The sequence below is a fragment of the Natrinema sp. LN54 genome (assembly GCF_052439245.1).
In the GTDB taxonomy this organism is placed as follows: domain Archaea; phylum Halobacteriota; class Halobacteria; order Halobacteriales; family Natrialbaceae; genus Natrinema; species Natrinema versiforme_A.
The window spans coordinates 782969-802117 of record NZ_JBQVRP010000001.1 but is presented as its reverse complement, the minus strand read 5'-3'; the positions used below and the strand labels follow the sequence as shown (position 1 = coordinate 802117).

Annotated in this window: 18 protein-coding genes and 2 pseudogenes; 10 read left to right on the top strand and 10 right to left on the bottom strand. The window is 63.3% G+C overall.

Annotation, left to right across the window (positions count from 1 at the left end):
• Nucleotide 1 precedes the first annotated feature (1 nt).
• From ACT4ML_RS04000 to ACT4ML_RS03990, 3 genes are all read right to left on the bottom strand, one after another.
• Nucleotides 2–1369, bottom strand: a complete 1368-nt coding sequence (locus ACT4ML_RS04000) for a glycosyltransferase family 4 protein (RefSeq protein ID WP_444719695.1) — start codon at nt 1367–1369, stop codon at nt 2–4.
• Between the two features lie 253 nt (nt 1370–1622).
• Entirely contained in the window at nt 1623–2183 is a 561-nt protein-coding gene (locus ACT4ML_RS03995; RefSeq protein WP_444719694.1) for an NUDIX hydrolase, read from the bottom strand.
• 76 nt (nt 2184–2259) lie between these two features.
• Nucleotides 2260–3219 (bottom strand): diacylglycerol/lipid kinase family protein, encoded by a 960-nt coding sequence (locus ACT4ML_RS03990; RefSeq protein WP_444719693.1) that lies wholly within the window; start codon nt 3217–3219, stop codon nt 2260–2262.
• Nucleotides 3220–3273: 54 nt separating this feature from the next.
• Between ACT4ML_RS03990 and ACT4ML_RS03985 the strand changes: the two genes are divergently transcribed.
• The gene (locus tag ACT4ML_RS03985) at nt 3274–3996 is read left to right on the top strand and encodes a PHP domain-containing protein (protein WP_444719692.1); all 723 of its coding nucleotides are present in this window, start codon (nt 3274–3276) and stop codon (nt 3994–3996) included.
• A gap of 42 nt (nt 3997–4038) precedes the next feature.
• On the opposite strand, the gene ACT4ML_RS03980 is transcribed toward ACT4ML_RS03985, so the two are convergent.
• Nucleotides 4039–4452 (bottom strand): Lrp/AsnC family transcriptional regulator, encoded by a 414-nt coding sequence (locus tag ACT4ML_RS03980; RefSeq protein ID WP_138243755.1) that lies wholly within the window; start codon nt 4450–4452, stop codon nt 4039–4041.
• A 102-nt stretch (nt 4453–4554) separates the two neighbouring features.
• Between ACT4ML_RS03980 and carA the strand changes: the two genes are divergently transcribed.
• A complete protein-coding gene (carA, locus tag ACT4ML_RS03975; protein ID WP_444719691.1) occupies nt 4555–5634 on the top strand; it encodes a glutamine-hydrolyzing carbamoyl-phosphate synthase small subunit in 1080 nt (359 codons plus the stop codon).
• Between the two features lie 193 nt (nt 5635–5827).
• On the opposite strand, the gene ACT4ML_RS03970 is transcribed toward carA, so the two are convergent.
• The 4 genes from ACT4ML_RS03970 to ACT4ML_RS03955 all read right to left on the bottom strand — a co-directional run bounded on the left by ACT4ML_RS03970 (nt 5828) and on the right by ACT4ML_RS03955 (nt 10380).
• Nucleotides 5828–6796, bottom strand: coding sequence for an ABC transporter substrate-binding protein (locus ACT4ML_RS03970; protein WP_444719884.1), 969 nt, complete (start codon nt 6794–6796; stop codon nt 5828–5830).
• Nucleotides 6797–7125: 329 nt separating this feature from the next.
• Entirely contained in the window at nt 7126–8100 is a 975-nt protein-coding gene (locus tag ACT4ML_RS03965) for an ABC transporter substrate-binding protein (protein ID WP_444719883.1), read from the bottom strand.
• A gap of 244 nt (nt 8101–8344) precedes the next feature.
• A complete protein-coding gene (locus ACT4ML_RS03960) occupies nt 8345–9523 on the bottom strand; it encodes an ABC transporter substrate-binding protein (protein ID WP_444719690.1) in 1179 nt (392 codons plus the stop codon).
• A gap of 110 nt (nt 9524–9633) precedes the next feature.
• Nucleotides 9634–10380, bottom strand: coding sequence for an SIMPL domain-containing protein (locus tag ACT4ML_RS03955; protein WP_444719689.1), 747 nt, complete (start codon nt 10378–10380; stop codon nt 9634–9636).
• A gap of 141 nt (nt 10381–10521) precedes the next feature.
• Here ACT4ML_RS03955 and cysK point away from each other — a divergent pair, with 141 nt between their 5' ends.
• The 3 genes from cysK to ACT4ML_RS03940 all read left to right on the top strand — a co-directional run bounded on the left by cysK (nt 10522) and on the right by ACT4ML_RS03940 (nt 12484).
• A complete protein-coding gene (gene cysK / locus ACT4ML_RS03950; protein ID WP_444719688.1) occupies nt 10522–11463 on the top strand; it encodes a cysteine synthase A in 942 nt (313 codons plus the stop codon).
• A 134-nt stretch (nt 11464–11597) separates the two neighbouring features.
• Nucleotides 11598–11927, top strand: a complete 330-nt coding sequence (locus ACT4ML_RS03945) for a DUF7577 domain-containing protein (protein WP_444719882.1) — start codon at nt 11598–11600, stop codon at nt 11925–11927.
• Between the two features lie 242 nt (nt 11928–12169).
• Nucleotides 12170–12484: a HalOD1 output domain-containing protein gene (locus ACT4ML_RS03940; protein ID WP_444719687.1), complete on the top strand. Its 315-nt coding sequence runs from the start codon at nt 12170–12172 to the stop codon at nt 12482–12484.
• A gap of 57 nt (nt 12485–12541) precedes the next feature.
• On the opposite strand, the gene ACT4ML_RS03935 is transcribed toward ACT4ML_RS03940, so the two are convergent.
• The gene (locus ACT4ML_RS03935) at nt 12542–13294 is read right to left on the bottom strand and encodes a hypothetical protein (protein ID WP_444719686.1); all 753 of its coding nucleotides are present in this window, start codon (nt 13292–13294) and stop codon (nt 12542–12544) included.
• 387 nt (nt 13295–13681) lie between these two features.
• Between ACT4ML_RS03935 and thsB the strand changes: the two genes are divergently transcribed.
• Nucleotides 13682–15349 (top strand): thermosome subunit beta, encoded by a 1668-nt coding sequence (gene thsB, locus ACT4ML_RS03930; protein WP_444719685.1) that lies wholly within the window; start codon nt 13682–13684, stop codon nt 15347–15349.
• A gap of 268 nt (nt 15350–15617) precedes the next feature.
• Here the strand turns inward: thsB and ACT4ML_RS03925 are convergent.
• Nucleotides 15618–16571 (bottom strand): annotated as a pseudogene (locus tag ACT4ML_RS03925) (transposase).
• 104 nt (nt 16572–16675) lie between these two features.
• Between ACT4ML_RS03925 and ACT4ML_RS03920 the strand changes: the two are divergent.
• From ACT4ML_RS03920 to ACT4ML_RS03905, 4 genes and pseudogenes are all read left to right on the top strand, one after another.
• Nucleotides 16676–17407 carry a hypothetical protein gene (locus tag ACT4ML_RS03920; protein WP_444719684.1) on the top strand — a complete coding sequence of 244 codons (732 nt, stop codon included), beginning with the start codon at nt 16676–16678 and terminating at the stop codon, nt 17405–17407.
• 89 nt (nt 17408–17496) lie between these two features.
• A pseudogene (locus ACT4ML_RS03915) lies at nt 17497–17694 on the top strand (hypothetical protein); the annotation flags it as partial.
• A gap of 116 nt (nt 17695–17810) precedes the next feature.
• Complete coding sequence (locus ACT4ML_RS03910) at nt 17811–18713, top strand: hypothetical protein (protein WP_444719683.1); 903 nt, start codon at nt 17811–17813, stop codon at nt 18711–18713.
• Between the two features lie 221 nt (nt 18714–18934).
• On the top strand, nt 18935–19075 hold the full coding sequence (locus ACT4ML_RS03905) for a hypothetical protein (RefSeq protein ID WP_444719682.1): 141 nt from the start codon (nt 18935–18937) through the stop codon (nt 19073–19075).
• Nucleotides 19076–19149 lie beyond the last annotated feature (74 nt).

Genomic DNA, 19149 nt, shown 5'->3' with positions numbered 1-19149 from the left:
CTCAGGTCCCGTTCCCCTGCGTTTCGATCGCGTCGCGGTACGTTCGAACCGTCTCTCGGGCTGCTCGTTCCCAGTCGAACTCCTCGACGATTCGCTCCCGGCCCCGCTCGCCGAGTCGCCGGCGGCGCTCGTCGTCCGCGAGCAGGTCGCGGATCGCCTCGGCCAGCGCGTCGGCGTCGCCCGGTTCGACGAGGACGCCGGCGTCGCCGACCACCTCCGGCAGCCCGCCGCCGGTGGTCGCCACCACCGGCACGCCACAGGAGAGCGCCTCGCCCGCGGGGAGGCCGAAGCCCTCGTAGATCGAGGGGACGACCGCCACGTCGGCGGTCCCGTAGAGGTCGACCATCCGCTCGTAGCTGATCTCGCTGTGGGTCTCGATCGCGTCTTCGATGCCCAGTTCCGAGACGAGTCGGTCGCAGTCGCCGCCCTCGTCGAACTCGCCGACGACGACGAGTTCGGCGTCGATCGAGTCCCGAACGGCCGCGAACGCCTCGAGCAGGTGCCGAGCCCCCTTCAGCGGGACATCGGCGCTGACCGTCGTCATCACGCGCAGTTGCTCGGCGTCGCGGTCGACGGGCTCGAACAGGTCGGTGTCGATGCCGTTGTGGACGACGCGGATCGAGTCGGGATCGGCACCGAAGTCGGCGACGGTGCGGCGTTTGGCCGACTCGGAGACGGTCAGCACGTGGGGCAGCTCCTGTACGACCTCGCGTTGCATCCGGAGGAATCGGTACCAGCGCCGGATCAGCAGCCGCTCGCTCCAGTCGTCGGCCGCGGCGAGGGCGGCGTCGCGGTCGACGGTGATCGGGTGGTGAACCGTCGCCACGACGGGGTGGCCCCGCTCGCGGAGCGTGTGGAGGCCGTGACAGAGCGACTGGTTGTCGTGGATCACGTCGTACTCGGGATCGCGCTCCTCGAAGTAGTCGACGACCTGCCGGCCGAAGACGTAGGGGTCGGGAAAACCGCCGGTGAGCGCGCTCAGCCACTCGTACAGCGCGAGCGGGTCGCGGAGATAGGACGCCTCGAACTGCCCTAGCCGATCGAGTTCGTCGACGATGTTCTCGCCGGGCAGTTTCACCAGCCCCACGTCGTCGTCGAGTTCGGGGTAGGGTTTCCCCGAAATCACGTCGACGGAGTGGCCGAGATCGGTCAGCGCCCGACTCAGGTATTTCACGTAGACGCCCTGTCCACCCGAATAGGGGTTGGAGCGATAACTCAGGAGACAGATATCGAGCGGACCGTCGGGACGACGCTCCGCCTCGAGTGACGGCTTCGACTCCGTCGTTCCCGCGGCGGTCGTTCCCGTCGCCGACGCGGACGAGGAAATCACACTCCCCGGGAGAAGCCGTCTCAGCGTACCAGTGACCATCGCAGTCTATCCGTCACGTGTAGGCACTCCCCTATAAACCTCCCGCTCGTGTACTGTTTCTTGATAGTGTTCGATCTCGAGACGTGGTCGGCTCGGACGGCGGATGCCGGACCCGAAGACGCCGGTTCCGTCCTCGAGTGCGCCTCTCGCTCGAATCTATCAAAAGCGATGGAAGCCGTTTCCGGGCTGGATAGTTCGACGTCGAGTCAGATCCCGGACTGGTTCGGTGTCGAGGCGGCTCTCGCGGCGCTCGTTATCGAGCGTCTCGACGCATGGCAATCTCGAACCACGGACAGAGTCGGAGCTGTCGGTACCACTCCGGGTTCGAGTGGAGTCGCTCGTAGGGGACCCACATCAGACCGGCGACCTCCTCCTCGTTGGGATCGAGGCTGCGGTCGGAGAGGGTCAGTTGCAAGACGGCACAGACCTCGTGTTCGACGCCCGCGTTCTCGAAGTAGCGCTTGTACTCGAAGCGGTCGGTCAGTTCCAGATCGTCGTACTGGTCGGGGGTGATCCCCAGTTCCTCCTCGAGACGTTCTCGGGTCGCCTCCTCCTGACTCTGGCCCTCGACGGGGTGGGAGGCGACGGTGCCGTCCCAGTAGGTCCCCCAGAGGCGCTTGCCCGGCGCTCGCTGGGCGAGCAGGACGTTCCCCTCGCCGTCGAAGACGAGCGAGGTGAACGCGCGGTGGCGGATCCCGTCGCCCGTGTGGGCGTCGAGTCGGTTGACTAACTCGAGTTCGGTGTCGTCGGCGTCGACGGCGATTACGTCCTGTCCCGCGTTCTCGTGTTGCAGGTCCTCCTCCGGCGTGCTCATACCTCCACAATTACGACGGCTCTTGAAACCAGTATCGTCTCGGCGCGGCTGTTTCGAATCGATAGCGTCGGTGACGCTACCGATTCGTCGGCCCCTCGAACGGCCACAGTTCTCCCCCGTCCGGATCCGGCTGATAGTCCTCGCCGACGGGGATCGTCAGCGTCTCCGCGTCCGTCTCGAGGTGTAGCGTTTCGGTTTCGAGCATCTCGCCGTCGAGACTGTACTCAACTGAGTCCTCGCGGCTCTCGATCGCGAGCGACGGCGTTCGCCGCCGGACGATATGCGTGCTGTCCTGTCCGAACAGTCCCTCCAACGCCGCCCCGCCGACCAGATTCGTCGCCGCGGCGTCCTCGACGATCGTGACCTCGAGCAGGCCGTCCTCGACGTGGGCCTGTGCGGTCCGTGCGCCGGTAAAGCGCCGACAGTTGCCGATGAGGACGAACAGCGCCTCGCCCTCCCACGCCCGCGCCGTCTCGCCGTCCGGCCCCGGGGCCGTCTCCACCCGGAGCGGGAGCGAGTCGAACTCGCCGACCGTCTCGAGCGTGTTCTTCACGTACGCGAGCACGCCCAACTCCGCCTTGCTCTCCGCGGACGTCTCGCCGCTCGCCTCGGCGGTGATCCCGCCGACACAGGAGTTGACGAAGGCCCGGCCGTTCGCCGTCGCGATATCGATCGCTCGTCGCTGGCCCTCCTCGATCACCGTAAAGCCGTGTTCGATCCCCCGAATTCCGATGTTCGTCGCGAAGTTGTTACCCGTTCCCGCCGGGACGACCGCGACGGTCGTCGTCTCGAGTTCGTCCGCCGCGGCCACGCCGTTGACGACGGCGTTGAGGGTGCCGTCGCCGCCGGCCGCCGCGACGAGGTCGGCGTCGGGTGCGGCCTCGCGGGCGAATCGCGTCGCGTCGCCGCCTTCCGCCGTTCTACGAATTTCGAACCCGCGCTCGTCGGCGAGTTCGACGACGGTGTCGACGTGGTCCCCGCTGCCGCTGACGGGATTGAGAACGAGAAGGCGGTCGCTCGACTCCGCGGATGCCATACTGCAGTGCATGCCGGCCGCACGCAAAAGGGTCTGCCCGGCGTTTGCACGACCATGTACGCTGTCGACCTCCACGCGCACACGCGATTCTTCCACGGTCGGCGATCGCTCGGCGACCGGTTCGACCCGCTCGGTGTCAGACTGCTCGCCGAAGCGGCCGACCGGCGCGGCCTCGACGGCGTCGCGACGACCAACCACGATTACTACACGGCGTTCGATCCGTCTCCCGATGTCGAGACGCTGCCGGGGATCGAGATCACGACCGATCAGGGCCACGTCCTCGTCGTCGGGCCGGATCCGCCGGCGGCGACGAAACCCGGGGCGCTCTCCCCCGAGGAGGCGGTCGCGCTGGCCCACGACCGCGACTGCGCCGCGATCGTCGCCCACCCGTTCCGGAACAGTACGGTGCGGGAACTCGAGGACGTGCCCTTCGACGCGATCGAAGTCAACGGCAAACACCCCCGTTCGCGGCCGCTGGTCGAACAGTTGGCCGAGGAACGCGATCTCCCGCTGGTCGGCGGCAGCGACGCCCACTACCCCTTCGAGGTGGGCCGGGCGTACACGGTCGTCGAGGCCGACCGGCTCACGCCCGAGTCGATCGTCGACGCGATCCGCGGTGGCGACGTCAACGCGCGCGTTTCCGAGTCGGGATTCGACCGCCTGCTCCGACGCGGCTACCGGGCGATCCACGAGCGCAAGCACGTGATCGACGCGATCGAGCGGCCGACGCCCGGCGTGGGAACGCCGCCGGGCGAGGAAGAGACCGAAGCCGATTGAGAGACCGGACTCGCTCGGCTCCGGCGACGACTGGCGCTCAACCTAGCCGAGTTCCTCGTCCAGAATGAGCCGCGTCTTCGTGCTCACGACCTCCTCCTGATCGCGGGCTTTCGTGATGAGATCGTTGACCCCGCGCGTGTCCGCGGCGTCGACCACGAGGACCACGTCCTGCTCGCCCGAGACCATCCAGACGAAGTCGACCTCGTCCCACTCGGCCATCCGCTCGGAGACCCCTTTGGTGTCGACGTCGACCGCGACGCTGATCTCGAGCATCGCTTGGACGTTGCCGGTCCGGGTCGAGATGGTAAAGCGTTCGAGGATGTCGTCGTCCATCATGCGCTCGACGCGGTTGCGGACGGTCCCCTCGCTGGTTCCAACCTCGTCGGCGATCTCGGTGTACGGCGTCCGGGAGTCTCGCCGGAGGATATCGAGGATCTGTCGGTCCAGGTCGTCCATGGAGATGCGTACCTACGTGTGACCCGCACTTACCGATTACGAAAATCGTAACTGAGCTTCGAAGACAACACTTATGATGGTCCATCCGATACGTAGATCGTAATGACGGAAGCCTACGTCGCACTGGAAGGCGGTCACGTACTCGAGGGACGTGGCCGTGCAGAAGGGACGGCTCGCGGTGAACTCGTTTTCACAACAGCGTATACCGGTTACGAGGAGAGTCTGACCGACCCCTCCTACGAGGAGCAGATCCTGACCTTCTCGTACCCGCTGATCGGCAACTACGGCGTCCGCGAGGAGCGGTTCGAGGACGACCGCGTCCACCCGCGTGCCGTGCTCGCGAAGGAACTCACCGAGGACGTCGTCGACTGGCTCGAGGGCGAAGGCGTCCCGGCCGTCGACCACCTCGACACGCGGGAGGTCGTCACCGACATCCGCGACGGCGGTGCGATGAAGTGCGGCATCGCCGTCGGCGAGGATGTCACCGAGGACGACGCGCTCGAGCAACTCGAGCAGTGCAAGGCCATGAGCGACCACACCGATATCGGCGCACAGGTCAGCGTCGACGAACCCGAGGTTCACGGCGAGGACAACGACGGCGAGACCGTCGCCCTGATCGACTGCGGCGCGAAGGGCTCGATCGTCGACTCGCTGCTCGCCCGCGACGCGACGGTCCACGTGTTCCCCTACGACGCGAGCGTCGACGCCGTCGAGGCCGTCGACCCCGACATCCTCTTTATCTCGAACGGCCCCGGCGATCCGGTCAACTTCGAAGGAGCGATCGGCCTCGTCGAGGCGTTCGTCGAGGACACGCCCGTCGCCGGCATCTGTCTCGGCCAGCAGATCGTCGCCGAGGCGCTCGGCGGCACCACCGAGAAGATGACCTTCGGTCACCGCGGCGTCAACCAGCCCGTCCTCGACCTCGAGTCCGGGCAGGTCGTCATGACCACCCAGAACCACGGCTACACGGTCGCCGAGCCGGGTGAGCACCTCGAGGTCACCCAGATCAACGTCAACGACGACACGCCGGAAGGGATCGACGGCATCGAGTACGACGTCATCACCCGCCAGTACCACCCCGAAGCGAACCCCGGCCCCGAAGACACCCTCGACTTCTTCGACGACGTGCTCGCTATGGCTTCCGAGCGAGCGGACACGCAGGCGGTTCCCGCCGACGACTGAACGTCGCCACTGACCGCCGACTGCAGCCGTTTTCCTATCCGTTTTGCTGCAACTGATCGACACCGGTAGCGCCGGTTCCGGTTCCATCTCGAGACGGAACCGTCCCCTGCCCGAGTCGATCCCTGGTCCGACGAGATGGCCGCCCGCGAGGCGGGCTGATCGCCGCTCGAGGTTGCGTTCCGCGCTTGCCGTCTCAGAAGTCGCCAGTAATGATGTTCGCGACGCGCTCGCGGTCGAACAGCGTCGCATCTGCGAACGCGTCGGGGTAGATGTCTTTCGCGGCACGTTCGGTCTGGTAAAAGTTGATGATCGGTCCCTGGTCGAGGTAGCCGCCGTTGTACACGGCTCCGTCCTGGACCGCCGTCACTTCGCTCGCGGCGGGATCCTCCCGCAGCGGTTCGATGATCGACTCCCGGAACGCCGACTCGGAGACGCCCTCCTGTCCGCGGACCAGTAGCACGTCGGGATCGACCTCGATGATCGTCTCGAGGTCGACCGTGCCCCCGTCGCCGGTGTAGTGGCCCACGTCGCTGGCCACGAGCGCGTCGGTCAGGCCGAGATCGCGCCACTGCTTGGTGCTGACCCCGCCGTCGTCGAACCGGTAGGGATGAAACTCCGTCGGCGGCAGGTCGGCCGGATAGACGAGCATCGCGTTCGGTCGCTCCTCGGCCGGCAGTCGCTCGTCGATCGTCGCGAGCATCTCGTCGTGGAGGTCGACGAACGCCTCGTAGCGCTCTCGTGCCTGGAAGACTTCGGCCATCAGCTCGAAGGCCTCGTAGAGGTCGTAGTACCGGTAGTCGTGCCACTCGTCGCTGCGTCGCCGGATGAAGTTGCCGAAGAAGGGGCCGAGGGCCGTTTCGATCTCCTCGACGTCGGACTCACTCCAGCCGTACCAGTTGCGCAACTGGTTCGGCTCCATGAAGTGGGCCTCGGCTTCCAGCTCGTAGAACAGTTCCTTATCGACGCCGTTGTCGTTCAGCTGCCGAACCGCGGACTCGTCGAACTCCACGCCCGGAAGCTCGTCGTAGGCCTCCGTCGCGTATCGATCGTGCCCCTGAATCCCGAGCGTCTGACCGCCGCCGAGCGCGAACCCCATGTCCGCGTAACTCGGCAGCAACGCCGTCCACTCCTCGGGCGGTTCGTCGAACTCGACGGCTCCCATCGGTTCCATCGAGACCGTGTACGGGCCGTCGCTCGAGTCGTTCGAGTCACTGGGTCCGTCGTCACTGACACACCCCGCCAAGAGCGCGCCGCCGATAGCCGCTCCGGTCCCCACCAATTGCCGCCGCGTTGTCTCAGTCCGTCGCATACCCACCATGTTTTAGGCTAGCCTAAAAACTATACCGGTTCGGTCGGGCGTAGTTCTGCTGAATTGACGTGAAGAGTCGTCTCAGTTCCCGTACCGGTCCGACTGCGATAGCGAACCGAGCATGAGGGTGACACCGGCGTCGGGTCGGCGATCGCGTTCGCAGTCCGCAATCCGCCCCGGTCTCAGAAGTCCCCGGTAACGATGTTCGCGACGCGCTCGCGGTCGAACAGCGTCGCGTCCGCGAACGCGTCGGGATAGATGTCGTTCGCAGCGCGTTCGGTATGGTAGAAGTTGATGATCGGTCCCTGATCGAGGTAGCCGGCATTATAGACGGCCTCGTCTCGGACGGCTTGGACCTCGCTCGCGACTGGGTCGTCCTGTAGCGGCTCGAGGACCGCTTCCTGAAACTCCGAGTCGGACTCACCGCCGTGATTGCGCACCAGCAACACCTCGGGATCGATGTCGAGGAGCGTCTCCAGATCGAGTGTCCCCCTGTCGGTGTAGCTGTAGTGACCCACGTCGGTCGCGGCGAGCGCATCCGTCAGTCCGAGATCGCGCCACTGTTTGGTGCTGATCCCGCCGTCGTCGAATCGGAAGGGGAAGAACTCGAGGCCCGAGCCGCTGGCCGGGTAGAGGAGCATCGCGGTCGGTCGCTCCTCGGCCGGCGGCAGTCGCTCGTCGATCGTCGCGAGCATTTCGTCGTGGAGGGCGACGTACGCCTCGTAACGCGCTCGTGCCTGGAACACCTCGGCCATCAACTCGAGGGCCTCGTAGAGATCGTAGTAGCGGTAATCGTGCCACTCGTCACTGTGGCGGCGAATGAAGTTGCCAAAGAAGGGCCCGATCTCGTCTCGTACTTTGTCGACATCGGACTGATCCCAATCGTACCAGTGTGTCAATATGTGTGGATCGATGAAATGGGCGTCGGCGTTCATCTCGTAGAACAGTTCCGTGTCGACGCCGCCTTCGGTCAGTTCCACGACGTCGTCCTCGTCGAACTCGATGCCGGGAAGTTCCTCGTACGCGTCGGTCCCGAACCGATCGCGGTCCTGAATCCCGAGTGTCTGCCCGCCGCCGAGTGCAAATCCCATGTCCGCGTACGTCGGCAGCAACGCGGTCCACTCCTCGGGCGGGCCGTCGAATTCGACCTCGCCCATCGGCGCGATCGAGACCGTGTACGTCTCGCCGCTCGAGGTGTCCGTGCCGCCGCCGCTGATACACCCCGCGAGGAGCATCCCGCCGGTGACGGCCCCCGAACCGATGAATTGCCGCCGCGTCGTTTCGCTCGATCTCATCGCCCTCAGATTTTTAGGCCGACCTAAAAACAATATCGGTTGCTGGGTCGTTGCGCCGATCGGCGTCCAACCCTGTGTCGCCGCCGTCGGAACCGTCGTCAGTCAGCTACGCTCCGTCGGTGACGATCTCGGCCACGCGCTCGCGGTCGAACAATCGTTCGTCCTCGGGTATCTCGGGGTAGGACTCGCCGTCCTCGTAGCCGGGCCACTCGCCGAACTGCTCGGGGTAGAGCTGCTTGGCCGTCATCTCGAGTTGGAACAGGTTCATGATCGGACCCTGATACCGCATGCCGCTGGCGACGACCCGGTCGTTCTCGACCGCGGTCAGGTCGCTGCCCGCGGGGTGGGACGCCAGTCGCTCGCGAATGTCGTCGATGGCGTACTGCGACGTGATCCCCCAGATGTGGAGGATGACGTCGGGATCGGCCTCGAGCATCGTTTCGTAGCCGATGTTGCCCCAATCGTCGTCCGGCCAGTCGACGTCTTCGAGCGCGTCGTGTGCGCCGAGCGGTCGCGTTTCGGCCTGCCAGAAGCCGGGCGTGTTGAGGTGGTAGGTGTAGAAGACGCCGTCCCCGAGCGTGACCCGCGCGACCGTGGGCCGTTCGCTCTCGGGGGGCAGGTTCGACTCGATGTGTGATCGGGTTTCCTCGTAGACCTCGTTGAGCGCCTCGTACCGCTCCGCTTCCTGAAAGACGGCCGCGACCTTCTCGAAGAGTTCCCAGAGCGTGTAGTACTCGTAGCTGTCCGCGTAGGCCTCGGCCGGCTCGCTGTGCACGCCGCTGTGGTAGCTGCCGATCCACGGGCCGACCGTCTCGGCGATCTCGTCGATGTCTCCCTCGCTCCAGTCGGGCTGGGTCGTCAGAACGTAGGAGGGATCGAGGAAGTGAACGTCGCTCTCCGCGTTGTAGAGCTGTTCTTTCGTCACGCCGCCGTCGAGCGGGTTCTCGAGGCCGTCCCACTCGAACTCGCTGACGCCCTCGAGCCGGTCGTAGAACTTGTTCATCGTGGTCCCCGACATCTCCGGGGCGAAGAGCGTCTGGACCGCGTCGCCGTGGCCGAGCGCGACCGCCATGTCGGCGTACTGCGTGAACGTGACGAAGGCGTTCTCCGGGACGCTGTCGAACTCGACATCCCCCATCGGTGCCATCGACACCGTATACGAATCACCTTCCCCCGAGTCGTCGCCGGTTCCGTCGAGACAGCCGGCCAGCGCCGCGCTCCCGACTGCGACTCCCGTTCCGAGGAATCCCCGTCGCGTTCGATCGAACTGCTGCGGTCTGTCCATACGCTTTAGGCTCCCCTAACAATTCAAAAAGCGTTCGGTTTAGGCTGGCCAAAACCATCTCGAACTGATACGGTGCGACCGCGAAGCGTCCGCTTTTCCGATCGGCGCGGTCACTCGGCGAACGCGTACGTCACCGTCGCGCTGGCGCTCACGCTGACCGGGTCCGCCTCGATCTCCGTGGGCGGCGCTGCGTCGTCCGCCGCGTCGCCGCTGGTGACGCTCTCCTGTACCGTCCGGACCTGTACGTCGCCGGTCGTTACCGCCGTCGTCCCCTCGAGCGTGACCTCGCGGTTATCGGCGATATGGGACGCCTCCTCGTCGGCGTTTGCGAGCGCGGCGTCGATCGCGTCTTTCCGCAGCGATGAGCGCGTCTCCTCCTGGAGCGTGAAGCTCACCCGGCCGATGTCGTCGGCACCGGCCTCGATCGACGCGTCGATGACCTCGCCGACGCGGTCGACGTCGGTGACCGTCACCTCGAAGGAGTGGGATCCCTCGAATCCCTCCGCGTCTCGCCCGCGTCTCGGGTGAACCCGGTAGCGTCCTTCCTCGATGTTCTCCTCGGGGATGCCGAGTTCGTCGAACGTCCCGCGAAGCCGCTCGGCACCCGTCGCCAGTTCGTCGGTTACGGCGTCGGCGCTCTCGCCCGTGGCCTGCACACCGACGCTGACGATCGCCCGGTCCGGGTCCGCGTCGACCTCGCCGCTCGCGCTGACCGTGATTTCGCCGGCGGCCGCGTTCGTGGCGGCGTCCGAGTCCGGCTCCGCGGAGTCGTTACTACTGAGAGGGTTGCCCGCACAACCCGCGATCGCCGCTGTCAGGCCGATACTCGAGGCCGCGAGGAACTGTCGTCGATCCATGGAGAATCGACTAGCGGGAACGGAAAAAAGCCCACCCCAAGCTCAAAGGGATCTTTCACTCTCGAGTCGCCGATTCGCCGGCAGCCTGCCCGAAGACGTTCGGGGAAACTGGGAGTGCGGTCCCGGCGGTCGAAGACGATAATGGACGGAACCGTCGAACCCGCGGCCGAGATCGATGCCGTCGAGAGCGTCGACGAACTGATCGGCGAGACGCCCCTGATTCGACTGGACGGCTTCGCCGACAACTGCTTCGGAAAGATCGAGTCGCACAACCCCTACTCGGTCAAGGACCGCATCGCGCGGGCGATCCTCGACGCCGCCGAGGAAGACGGCGCGCTCGAGCCCGGCGGCACCGTCGTCGAATCGACCAGCGGCAACACGGGGATCGGGCTGGCGGCCGTCGCCGCCGCGCGCGGCTACGACTGCGTGCTGACGATGCCGTCCTCGATGTCGACGGAGCGCCGGCAACTCCTGCGGGCGTTAGGGGCCGACCTCGAGTTGACGCCCGCCGAGGACGGGATGGGCGGCGCGAACGAGCGCGCCGCGGAACTCGCCGCCGACCGGGAGGACGCGATCCTGGCCCGGCAGTTCGAGAACGAGGCCAACCCCGCGGCCCACCGGGAGACGACGGGACCGGAGATCTGGGCGGCGACCGACGGCCGAGTCGACGCGGTCGTCGCGGGCGTCGGCACCGGCGGGACGATCACCGGTATTTCGGAGTACGTCAAAGAGGAGCGGGGAAAGAGCGAGTTCACGTCGGTCGCGGTCGAACCCGCCGAGTCGCCGACCCTCTCGACTCTCAGCACCGCGAGCCACGACATTCAGGGGATCGGTCCCGGCTTCGTTCCGGACATCCTCCGGACCGATCTCGTCGACGAGACCCGCGCCGTCGAGGCGAGCGAAGCGAAAGCTGCGGCCCGAAAACTGGGCCGCAACGAGGGAGTGCTAGTCGGCATCTCCTCGGGTGCCGCACTGGCTGCCGCCGCCGACTACGCGACCGCCAACCCGGACGACCTGACCGTCGTCGTCCTCCCCGACACCGGTGAACGCTACCTCTCGACTGACCTCTACGAGTTCGACTAAGTCGACGCGAGCGAACCGCTCGATATCACCGCCTCCCGAACCTCCCGACGGCGGTGATAGTCACCGCAGTCCTGACTCTCTCCGTTCCGGAAATCGGGGAATATCCAAGTGTCTCGAGAACGTACCACATGGTGATGGAGCTCTGGGGCTGGCTCATCGGCTACGTCGCGTTGTTCGCCCTGTTACACCTGTTACTGTACTACCTGTACGTCCGGCGTGACGACGAGGACAGCGACCGCGCGCCGTCGTTCGCTGATCCGGATCGTGCGAGCATGCGATCCTCGCCCGGTCCCGACCGCTATCCGCGCGCACCCGACGATATCGGCGACACGGATCGGGTGGACGAGGACCGCGAACCGGACCTCGAGGGGGAGACGATCCGGTGTCCCCACTGCGGCGCGCGAAACGAGGCCGATCAGACGTTTACGTACTGCTGGAACTGTATCTCGGGACTGCGGCAGTGACGGCGGCTCGAGCCCCGGCGACGAGAACCGAGCACTGCCGGCCGTGGCTCTCGACCGGAAATCGAAGCGACGCTGCGTCGCTCCGTCCCGCCTGCTCGACACTTCCTTTGCACACGGTTCGTTCCATTTGTAGAGAAATATAGCCCGATTGATCGCTATCTGCGTTCGATCTGACTAGTTCGACCAGTAATGAACGATTACGCTTTTGGTCTCCAAACAGAGAGTGGTAGGAGACGACCGCAATGTATGGACACGCTCCCCGCGCCTCGCAGTCTCGCTCTCCATCCCTGTATCGCGCCTCGCACGACCCGCACGGGCCGGCGACGCTCAGTACGACCGTCGTTCACGCGCTCGCGGACTGTCTGGGCGTCGACGTGACCGACAGCCGTATCTCGCTGTACGACACCGTCGATCCGGATGCACTAGACGCTCTCTTCCGGCCGCGCCACGACGGCTCGCCGCGAACCGGCGGGACGCTCTCGTTCGTCGTCGAGGGCCACCGCGTGACCGTCCACGGGGACGGCGAGATCCTGATCGAACCGCCCGCGCAGCGCTGACACCCCGGGTCCTGTTCTTACTCGAGTCGTGCGCTCGCCGCGAAAAATCGTCAGTCGCTACGCCGAGAGGTCCGTCACGAGTCGCTCGAGGTGGTCGACGCCGACGACGGCGACGACGTCGCCCGGCTCCGATCGGATCGCCTCGAGTCGCTCGACCATGCAGTGTTCGCGCGTGTCGTCCCGGTACGTGAGCGCGCTGCCGTCCGTCTCGACGCTGCCGAGCAGCGCCTGCACGCCGGCGACGTGCGAGCGCTCGTGGGCGGCCTGTTGCTCCGGCGAGTCGTCCGGCTCGCAGTCGTACTCGACTTGCTCTCCGGGAACGACGGTCATCGAGGTCGCGTGGGTTAGCGTCGCGGCGACCCGGCAGGCGAGCGCCTCGCGGGTCGCGCCGCCGACGCTCGAGAGGACGCGCCGGGCCGTCGCGGGCGAGACGCGGTCGGCGACCAACCGCGCCACGAGCCGTCGGAGGAACGACCAGTTCGGCGCGTCGATCCCGACGTGGTCCGCGTCGGGGGCGGCGCGGATCGCCGCGCTCATCTCGCCGCCGAACCGCGGCGGCGTCGGGTCGGCGGCGTCGCCGTCGCGGGCGTAGACGCGGTACAGCGGCATCGCGACGGGCGGCAGTTCGAGGGCGAGGGTCTCCGGGCCGACGCGCTCGAGGACGCGCTCGACGCGGGCGATGCTGGCGGGGTGGTCGTGGACGACGCCGAGGAGAACGAGGTCGCCGGCGTCGCCGGCGAGCCGGCGACAGAACTGGGGCGTGATCCGCGGGTCGTCGAACGATTCGGGAAAGGACGGGGACTCGTCCATTGCTCGAGTGGTAATACGAGACTACCGGCATAACCCTTCTGTTGTGTTGACTCGGTTCCGAGTCAGGGTTCGGCCGGCGGTTCGCCGCCAATTGAGAACCGTTGCGGCCGCACAAATCGTTCGTTATCCCGACGACGAACTTGCCCGCTCGGCGAGAAAACGGACTTCCATCGCGCTGACCGAATCGAGCACGGGAGCATCCAATATAAACGCACCGTCCGGACGTTCGATTGGGAACGAGTGACGATCGAATACCGACGGCGATAATCGTCGCCACCATCGCTCACTACGGTGGTTTTCGTCGTCAAATCGCGTTCCCGATCGTCACTGTGGTCGAAGCGATTGGGAAAGTTTTATGTAGAATCACAATCAATCATCCGCTCGACTATGAGTCAGCGAATGCAGCAGGGGCAGCCGATGATCGTAATGAGCGAGGACTCCCAGCGCGTCAAGGACAAGGACGCGCAGGATTACAACATCAGCGCCGCCCGTGCGGTCGCTGAAGCCGTCCAGTCCACGCTCGGCCCGAAGGGCATGGACAAGATGCTCGTCGACTCCATGGGATCGGTGACGATCACCAACGACGGCGTCACCATCCTCAAGGAGATGGATATCGACAACCCGACGGCCGAGATGATCATCGAGGTCGCCGAAACGCAGGAAGACGAGGCCGGCGACGGCACCACGACCGCCGTCGCGATCGCCGGTGAACTCCTCAAGAACGCCGAGGACCTCCTCGAGCAGGACATTCACCCGACGGCGATCATCAAGGGCTTCCACCTCGCGAGCGAGCAGGCCCGCGAGGAGATCGACGACATCGCGACCGATATCGACACCAGCGACGAGGACCTCCTCAAGAAGACGGCCGAAACCTCGATGACCGGCAAGGGCACCGAGGTCAACAAGGAGCACCTCGCCCAGCTGATCGTCGAGGCCATCCGACAGGTCACCGTCGAGGACGAGAACGGCGACAACGTCGTCGACCTCGAGTTCCTCAACATCGAGACTCAGACCGGCCGCAGCGCCGGCGAATCCGACCTCCTCGAGGGCGGCATCGTCGACAAGGACCCCGTCCACGACAACATGCCCCGCTCGGCGACTGACGCCGACATCCTCCTCCTGAACGAGGCCATCGAGGTCGAGGAGACCGACGTCGACACCGAGGTTTCGGTCACCGACCCCGACCAGCTCCAGAAGTTCCTCGACCGCGAGGAGAAACAGCTCCGCGAGAAGGTCGACAAAATCGCCGACCTCGGCGCTGACGTCGTCTTCTGCCAGAAGGGCATCGACGACCTCGCACAGCACTACCTCGCCAAGGAAGGCATCCTCGCCGTTCGCCGCGCCAAGAAGTCCGACCTCGAGTTCCTCTCGGAAGTCGTCGGCGCGTCGATCGTCTCCGACCTCGAGGGCGCGACCGAGGCCGACCTCGGCTTCGGCGATGTCACCCGCGACGAGGAAGACGAACTGTTCTACGTCGAGGGCGAGGACGCCCACGGCGTCACCCTCCTGCTCCGCGGCTCGACCGACCACGTCGTCGACGAACTCGAGCGCGGCGTCAACGACGCGCTCGACGTCGTCGCACAGACAGTCTCCGACGGCCGCGTCCTCGCGGGCGGCGGCGCAATCGAAGTCGAACTCGCCTCGCGCCTGCGAGACTTCGCCGACTCCGTCTCCGGCCGCGAGCAGCTGGCCGTCGAGGCCTTCGCCGACTCGCTCGAGCTCGTCCCGCGCGTCCTCGCCGGCAACGCGGGTCTCGACTCGATCGACACGCTGGTCGACCTGCGTGCGGCCCACGACGACGGCGACATCACGGCCGGCCTGAACGTCTTCTCGGGCGACGTCGAGGACACCTTCGAGGCCGGCGTCGTCGAACCGGCCCACGCCAAGGAACAGGCCGTTACCTCCGCTGCTGAGGCCGCAAACCTCGTGCTCAAAATCGACGACATCATCTCCGCCGGCGACCTGTCGACCGACAAGGGCGACGACGAGGGCGGCCCCGGCGGTGCGCCCGGCGGCATGGGCGGCATGGGCGGTGGCATGGGCGGCATGATGTGAGACTAAATTTTGCCGAGGGCGCGGCTTCGCCGCGCCCGCAGAGCAAAATTTAGTATAAAAGCACTCCTCGCTCCCGACGGTCGCTCGTCGGCCCGAACGCTTCGCGTTCGGTGAACGGCGTCGTTCGGGTTCTCTGAACCGCTCACTCGCCGATGCTCAGCCGAGAGTGGATCAACGGGCAGTAATTCGCTCTGAGTGAGGAGTTTTCTCTCGAGTCCGGCTCACTGTCTTTCTATTAGCTCCCTAAGAGCGTGTCATAGAATCCATCTCATAATATCTCACAGCCCGGATCGTTTCCTCGCTCGTAGTTGGTGATGGCAACGACGAGTCGTAGACAGAGCGCAACAAATACTTCTGTTCGTGCGTGAACGTGGCCTTGGGGCGGACGTGCCCGAGGTCGCAGTCCTTGACCGCGTCGTTGGTTCGTTCGACGCCTATCCGGTTGTTGTACGTCTCGTCCAAGATAGATTGCTTCAACTGAACGCCCTCGCTATGTTCCTCGATGCGATCTTCGACCCTGTACCCGATGTCTTTCGGGTCGTCAGTGTTTCGTGGATTGTACGGAGCGATTGGCACGACCCCTGCGGCCAGCAGGTGGTCGTGCCAATCGAGGACATCGTAGGCGCTGTCTCCCAGCATCCAGACCGCCGTCTCTTGAGATGCTTGCTTGGATTGGGTGAATTCTGCTGCAATTGGGATCTTTGAACCGGTTGAGACGATTGTACAACCGAAGCCGTAGTAGTAGTACTCCTCGGCTGTTGGGTCGTAGTTCCACGATGCAGCGTCGTTGTACTGGATCCCTTCGACGTGGGTTGAATCGATAGAGTATGTTGAGTCGAGCAGGCCGCGGACAGCGGCCTGCTCGACGAGCCTGCCGAAGACATCATCAACAATGTGTTCGAGGTCGGTGAGAAAGCGATCAATCCTGTCTCTAGATGGCGGTTTGTCGAGTCCGCAGTAACCAGACAAGGCCGTTCTGAAGTTCTCGTGTAACTGGGCGCGTACCGTAGACATCCTCGTAGTAGCAGTGCAGAAAGCCACGAAAGAGATCTGGTGGCTGATGCACTCGTATTCGCCCCCGGTAGGCGGGGGCGAACACGTCGTACTCCAGCAGAAACTCGAACGCAAGATGATCAAACAGCGGTTCTGTCTCGGTAGCCGCCGCATCCAAGAAGTCGTCTACCGAAGCTACGTCTTGCAGGGCGTTGGTACTGCTGGACACAGTTTCCAAACCCTGCGGCCTCCCACGGGAGGCTTTCCATGATATGGTCTAGTAGCATAATGGTAAGTTTTATACACAGTAAAGTACAAAATATTTATGAATTCATGAATGAAGGCTATAACGACATCAATAGGCGTAGTGTTCTCAAATCAGCTAGCGGTCTTATGGGTGGCAGTCTCATGGCTGGCTCCGCCGCTGCGGCAAAGGACAAGAAGCCGATTGGCAATCAGGAATCCAACAAGTTCGAAAAACTCACAGATTCGATCACGGTCGCCAACGGTAAGGCAAAAGTGAAAGGTCAGGTGAACGCACCTGGGAAGGAAAAAGCGAAACGTCGGACATCTGGGAAGGAAAAAGTTGAGATCTCTGCTAACGGGAAATCGCTCACATTCACTGCCCAAAAAATTGTTAAACAAATGAATGAGGGTGTAGAAAAAGGATACTGGAAAATAAAAAAGAGTGCCGGCGAACTTGACGTTGATCTAACCGAAAAAGGGCGTAGTAAATTTTTCAAGAGTGACAATAATCGCAAAGGTGGGGTCCAGATCCAAAGCCACTGTAATGGGAAATCAGAGATTGACGGCGACGTGGGCTATCTTGATGACGACGCTGTCGATGAGATTCAATGGGGAAGCGCATTAGCTGCCGGCACCTTCACTGTCGCTACTGCGATCGCCGCCTATTTTGGAGCAACTGCATTGGCGCCGATTGTGATGGCAATAGCGGCCGTCCTCGCGTCGTCGACTGCGATCTATATCGGTTTGACTAATGAAGGATGTGGTATTAAAATTGGGACTGAGTCAGAAATCATATCTTCACAGCATTGTGACTGCTAAGACTGGTACTTCCCAACCGACGTAATCCGCTGAATCGTATCGACGAGTTGATCATGAGAAAGTCTGCGTCTGGATGTGTTCAGCATCCGTTTACAGCCGTCGTCCGACCGCGAAAGGGTGGGCGCGACCTGCCCGAACAGTTCACATTCCAGACGTTCTGTGGCTGGATTCGCCACGAACTAGAAGCAGAGGTAGCGCGGCGGTGGAAGATCGAGACGAACGTATCGGCGTTCCGACGCGTACGCTCCGGTCGCGGGCTGACGGCCAGCCCGCGACCTTGGGCCGGCGAGTCTTCAGTAACAGCACTCATCAGAAACCGCTTCAACTCCCTCCTTCACGCTGAGGTCAACACTCAGTTTTCAGCATACCTAAACACTTTATATACCCCACATCAAAATCAAATATGAAATATAATACCGAAAACTCGGTAGTTTCACCGGATGAATTGGGTCCTCGATTCGGCGTGCTCGTCGGCAGCTACGTAGCCGCGCTGATTGCGCCGACGCTTACTCTGTTCACTGTGGAGTATTTGGGCTTGCGCAGCAAAGTGCTTGCATTCGCCGTTCTAGGAACGATCGGTATTACTATCTGTTCTGGGACGGCATTCCTAACAACCGACAACGGACAAATAGCCTCTTGGCTGAACTCAGGTTGGGTAGTCTGGCTCCTCCCGCTTTTCGGACTCGTTCCAATGATAGCTTACCATTTTAGTGTCGTTGAGGTGGTCGCTTTCTATCTCATCGACCCAGCTTCCATCCCCGTGTCAAGTCTCGTCGGTGCGACTGGGTTCCTACTCGGGATTGTCGCAGCTGTGGCAGGTGAGATTGCCATACTCACGGCTCGTAATCGGGTTGCGTCTTCCGCTATCGCATCCGAGAACGTCCTGATAGAATGGACTACCAGGTGGCCGCGGGCTCACAGAATAAAAGTGCAGATATTCACCATGGTCACTGGATTGGTCCCAGTTGGACTACTTTCATTTTGGCTTCCTCCACATCTGACTGTGTTAGCTGCTCTCATTGTCGTCGTCACAGTATCTGGTACAACAAACACACTGCTGTCTGATAGAGCGTATAAGCTTACTCCGGGTGGGTTAGAGCAGCGTCGGAGTGGAAGTGGAAAATTGGTAACCTGGCACCAATTTATACCAAAGTCACAGATGAAATATGTTACAGTATCGGAGAACGATGTGATATTACATCGATCAGGTCTTTTACCGAGTATTCGATTCGATCGAAACGATCTCCGGTTTGATGACGAAGAAATCATCAACAATCTCGAAGAATACCTTAATGGACGAGAATAAGGTAACACAGATTCGTCCCATAGCGTGATAACCCTGCCTCATGGAGCGTCTTCTTGCCCTATCCTTTCGCCTCGTCGTCGCTATCACAAACTACGAACGCGGAGACAATCCGGGAAGCACGATCATCACGATGTGAGAAGGGTTCTATGACACCCTCCCTTAATCTTACCTCGTTTCGTGGCAAGCTGGCAATTCTTTCGTCCGAGACAGATAGGACGACTATGTCGTCACAAACGACCTTCTGCTGGTCGCTGTTTACCTCCGGTATCGTCACACTCGTCCTGAAGGCGCTCCCCGGCGACTCGCTGTGGTGGGGGCTCGCGCTCCTCGCCGTCGGGCTGGTGTTGCTGTACTACCGGTAGCCGCGACAGTGCTATTGCGGACCTAACGGTCAATACCGTCAGTTGCCGAAATCATGGCGGCTTTCCGTTTCGAA

Excerpts from the sequence above, each read along its gene's own strand:
- ACT4ML_RS04000 (WP_444719695.1), bottom strand. The coding sequence starts at position 1,369 with ATGGTCACTGGTACGCTGAGACGGCTTCTCCCGGGGAGTGTGATTTCC.
- ACT4ML_RS03995 (WP_444719694.1), bottom strand. The coding sequence starts at position 2,183 with ATGAGCACGCCGGAGGAGGACCTGCAACACGAGAACGCGGGACAGGAC.
- ACT4ML_RS03990 (WP_444719693.1), bottom strand. The coding sequence starts at position 3,219 with ATGGCATCCGCGGAGTCGAGCGACCGCCTTCTCGTTCTCAATCCCGTC.
- ACT4ML_RS03985 (WP_444719692.1), top strand. The coding sequence starts at position 3,274 with ATGTACGCTGTCGACCTCCACGCGCACACGCGATTCTTCCACGGTCGG.
- ACT4ML_RS03980 (WP_138243755.1), bottom strand. The coding sequence starts at position 4,452 with ATGGACGACCTGGACCGACAGATCCTCGATATCCTCCGGCGAGACTCC.
- carA (WP_444719691.1), top strand. The coding sequence starts at position 4,555 with ATGACGGAAGCCTACGTCGCACTGGAAGGCGGTCACGTACTCGAGGGA.
- ACT4ML_RS03970 (WP_444719884.1), bottom strand. The coding sequence starts at position 6,796 with ATGGGAGCCGTCGAGTTCGACGAACCGCCCGAGGAGTGGACGGCGTTG.
- ACT4ML_RS03965 (WP_444719883.1), bottom strand. The coding sequence starts at position 8,100 with ATGGGCGAGGTCGAATTCGACGGCCCGCCCGAGGAGTGGACCGCGTTG.
- ACT4ML_RS03960 (WP_444719690.1), bottom strand. The coding sequence starts at position 9,523 with ATGGACAGACCGCAGCAGTTCGATCGAACGCGACGGGGATTCCTCGGA.
- ACT4ML_RS03955 (WP_444719689.1), bottom strand. The coding sequence starts at position 10,380 with ATGGATCGACGACAGTTCCTCGCGGCCTCGAGTATCGGCCTGACAGCG.
- cysK (WP_444719688.1), top strand. The coding sequence starts at position 10,522 with ATGGACGGAACCGTCGAACCCGCGGCCGAGATCGATGCCGTCGAGAGC.
- ACT4ML_RS03945 (WP_444719882.1), top strand. The coding sequence starts at position 11,598 with ATGGAGCTCTGGGGCTGGCTCATCGGCTACGTCGCGTTGTTCGCCCTG.
- ACT4ML_RS03940 (WP_444719687.1), top strand. The coding sequence starts at position 12,170 with ATGTATGGACACGCTCCCCGCGCCTCGCAGTCTCGCTCTCCATCCCTG.
- ACT4ML_RS03935 (WP_444719686.1), bottom strand. The coding sequence starts at position 13,294 with ATGGACGAGTCCCCGTCCTTTCCCGAATCGTTCGACGACCCGCGGATC.
- thsB (WP_444719685.1), top strand. The coding sequence starts at position 13,682 with ATGAGTCAGCGAATGCAGCAGGGGCAGCCGATGATCGTAATGAGCGAG.
- ACT4ML_RS03920 (WP_444719684.1), top strand. The coding sequence starts at position 16,676 with ATGAATGAAGGCTATAACGACATCAATAGGCGTAGTGTTCTCAAATCA.
- ACT4ML_RS03910 (WP_444719683.1), top strand. The coding sequence starts at position 17,811 with ATGAAATATAATACCGAAAACTCGGTAGTTTCACCGGATGAATTGGGT.
- ACT4ML_RS03905 (WP_444719682.1), top strand. The coding sequence starts at position 18,935 with ATGTCGTCACAAACGACCTTCTGCTGGTCGCTGTTTACCTCCGGTATC.